The 2639-nt window shown below is 62.5% G+C and carries 3 protein-coding genes; 1 reads left to right on the top strand and 2 read right to left on the bottom strand.

What is annotated here, in order from left to right; all coding sequences use genetic code 11:
- Together ACH2EH_RS25905 and ACH2EH_RS25900 are read right to left on the bottom strand one after the other, a co-directional pair.
- Positions 1-325, bottom strand: a 325-nt coding sequence (locus ACH2EH_RS25905; protein WP_395146316.1) for a DUF1003 domain-containing protein, incomplete at its 3' end; no start/stop codon positions are given.
- 46 nt (positions 326-371) lie between these two features.
- Complete coding sequence (locus ACH2EH_RS25900; protein ID WP_395146315.1) at positions 372-1232, bottom strand: YitT family protein; 861 nt, start codon at positions 1230-1232, stop codon at positions 372-374.
- A 58-nt stretch (positions 1233-1290) separates the two neighbouring features.
- On the opposite strand from ACH2EH_RS25900, the gene ACH2EH_RS25895 reads away from it, so the two are divergent.
- A partial coding sequence (locus ACH2EH_RS25895; RefSeq protein WP_395146314.1) for a sulfatase occupies positions 1291-2639 on the top strand: 1349 nt, incomplete at its 3' end.

Below are 2639 nucleotides of genomic sequence, written 5' to 3'. Positions count from 1 at the left end.
CCTGACGGTTCTGGCTCATCATCACGACGGGGCCGGTGTAGGCTGCCTGAAACGAAAGCACGAGGTTCAGCAAGATAAACGGATACGGGTCCCAGGCTTTGAGGAGCGCAGGGTGGAGCGCAAAGTAGACATTGGCCGCGATCCAGCAGGCGAGGAGACAGGACTGGATGAGAATAAACGGCCAGCCCCCCACCGCCGCTGCGATCTTATCGGCGAGGCGCTGGCCCGTACTCTGCTGCTTGGCAAACTCCGTGTTGATGTCGCGCACCGGCGGGTGATCGTGCTTCCACTGCCCACACGGGCTGATCTCTACTTCATCGTCCATACCGCATTGTACGCTTATTTCCGGGCCAGAAGTGCCGAGATCTAGGTTACGCCTCGCGGTGAAAGCCTTTTCCGAGAACTTCGGCGGCGTCGGTGAGGACAACGAAGGCGTCGGGGTCGTGCGTGCGGACGAGCGTGCGCAGGCGGGGGACTTCGGCTTGGCCGAGGGCGATGAGGAGCACGGGGCGCGGGTCGCCGGTGTAGCCGCCGGTGCCGGGGAGGATGGTGAGACCGCGATCCAGCTCCGCGATCACGGCTTGACGGATGGCGTCGTGGGCGGTGGAGATCACAAACGCGAGTTTGGTATGGGAGAAGCCAAGAAGCACCGCATCGAGGGCGCGGCGCATGACAAAGGCCGCGATCAGGCCGTACATCGCCTTCTCCGCCCCGAAGAGCCAGCCGCCGCCCAGAATGGTAAGTGCATCGAAGGTGAAGATCGCATTACTCACCGAGAGATGAAGGCGCTTTGTCACCAGTCGGGCCAGCAAGGAGTAGCCACCCACGGAGCCGCTCCCCGAGAGCACCAGCCCAAGGCCCGCGCCATAGACCACGCCCCCAAAGAGCGCCGCCAGCAAGGGATTGTGCGTCAGTGTCGGGACAGTTCGGGTGACGAGCATCAGCAACGGCAGAACCAGCGAGCCGAGCGCCGCGCGTGCGCCCGCCGCGCGTCCCAGCACCCAGAAGCCCAGCGCCAGTAGCGGCAGATTGATCCCCCACTGCACCCACGCCGCCTCCCAGCCAAAGCGCCGCTCCAGCAGGGTCGAGAGTCCCACTACCCCTCCGGCCACGATGTCGTTGGCGTTCATAAAGAGCCGGAAGCCCAGTGCCATCAGCGCACAGCCTGCCAGAATGCTCAGCCCATCCCAGAAGCCGCTTCGCTTCCCACGAGTCAGACTGACCCAATTCATTAGGTCAGTTATACCCCACAAGGGAAATAGATGTGGCAAAGCGAACTCTTAATCCACGATGTCCAAACAACCCAATGTCTTGTTGATCACCAGCGACCAGCACCATTTCTCGTGTCTCGGGAGCGTCAATGAAAAGCTCCAAACCCCGGCGCTGGATCGCCTCGCCGACGAAGGCATGCGTTTTGAGCGGGCGTATTGTAATAATCCTGTGTGTTCGCCGTCGCGCTCGACCATGATCACGGGACAGTACCCGAGCTGGCACGGCTGCTGGACGATTGGGGTGAAGCTGGGCGAGGATGTCCCCACGGTCGGGGAGGTGTTTCGGGAAAACGGCTACTTCACGGCGCTCCTGGGAAAAGCCCACTTCCAGCCGCTGCGCTCGGAGGGCACACAAATAAGCTTCGAAACACCGGAGAAGTTCCGCGACTTAGCTTTCTGGCGCGGCTTCACCGGCCCTTGGTACGGCTTCGACTGGATTCAGATCAACCGCAACCACGGCGACGAAGCCTGGGCGGGGCAGCACTACGCGCTCTGGATGGAGGAGAAGGGCTGCACGAACTGGGAAGCGTATTTTGCGGGCGGCGGCTCGCCTAAAGAGAAGCTCAACCCTAGGCGCGGCGCGTGGGAGCTTCCCGAGGAGCTTCACTACTCCGTCTTTGTGGCGGATAAGACCATCGAGGCCATGGACAGAGCACAAGCCGACGACAAGCCCTTCTTCGCCTGGGCCAGCTTTGCCGACCCGCACCCGCCCTATGTGGTGCCAGAGCCATGGGCGTCGATGTACGATCCCGGCGACATGACACCGGGGACGCTCACGCCGGGCGAGCACGACAGCAATCCGCCGCACTTTGCCGAGACCCAGAAAGAGCACCCGGACTTCTCGCACTGGCAGGAGAGCGGCTACGGCAACCACGGCTTCCACTCGCACTTGACTTCTGAGGAGCAGCAAAAGAAAGACCTCGCGATCTACTACGGCATGATCAGCCTGATGGACCGCGAGATCGGGCGTATCCTGGACGAGCTGGACAAGCGTGGGATCGCCGAGGACACGCTGGTAGTCTTCTCCACCGATCACGGGCACTTTCTGGGGCAGCACGGCCTCTGGTACAAAGGCGCGTTCCACTACGAGGATTTGCTGCGCCTGCCGTTTCTCGCCCGCTGGCCCGGCCACGTCCCCGCTGGAGAAGTGTCGTCGGCGCTTCAGGCTCTGATTGACCTGCCGGAGACGTTCTTAGACGCCTGTGGAATCCCGATCCCCGGCCAGATGCAGGGCGTCAGCCAGCTTGGGGTCTGGACGGGCGCACAAGAGTCGGTCCGCGACTCGGTGATCACCGAGTTTCGCCACCAGCCCACCAAGCTCCATCTGCGGACGTTTATCACCGAGCGCTACAAGCTCACGCTCTACCG

Source organism: Armatimonas sp. (genome assembly GCF_043760365.1).
Taxonomy (GTDB): domain Bacteria; phylum Armatimonadota; class Armatimonadia; order Armatimonadales; family Armatimonadaceae; genus Armatimonas.
Note: the sequence above shows the minus strand (reverse complement) of the source record. Positions and strands in the feature narration are given on the sequence as shown.

Excerpts from the sequence above, each read along its gene's own strand:
- ACH2EH_RS25900 (WP_395146315.1), bottom strand. The coding sequence starts at position 1,232 with ATGAATTGGGTCAGTCTGACTCGTGGGAAGCGAAGCGGCTTCTGGGAT.